The sequence below is a fragment of the Kitasatospora sp. NPDC043949 genome (assembly GCF_056435365.1).
Genome location: NZ_JBWKEQ010000120.1, coordinates 1,180 through 1,566 on the forward strand (window position 1 = coordinate 1,180; position 387 = coordinate 1,566).

1 pseudogene is annotated in these 387 nt (G+C 70.0%); it reads right to left on the bottom strand.

The features are described from left to right. A pseudogene (locus AC07AL_RS38550) lies at positions 1–330 on the bottom strand (hypothetical protein); the annotation flags it as partial. Positions 331–387 lie beyond the last annotated feature (57 nt).

Genomic DNA, 387 nt, shown 5'->3' on the forward strand with positions numbered 1-387 from the left:
CTGAATACCTCCTTCTCCCCCCCCCCCCCCCCCCCCCCCCCCCCCCCCCCCCCCCCCCCCCCCCCCCCCCCCCCCCCCCCCCCCCCCCCCGTCCGCGTCCCAGTCGATCCGGTTCAGCAGCCGCTGGATCCGGTCCGGACCGACATGACCGGCCTCCTCGGCCACCGTCCACCCGTTCTTGCGCTCCAAAGGCGCCAGCAGGCCCCACATGTAAGCCAGCGCCGACTCCCGCGACTCACTCCGCGCGAACCGGTGAGCAAACCGCTCATGCAACCCTGCCAGCCCATCCGACCAGCGACGAGCATCGATCTCGGATATGTCCCCACGCATGAACAGCTCAACGAGCTAACCCGACAACCGTCACGGTAATCACCGTTGCAGTACTAG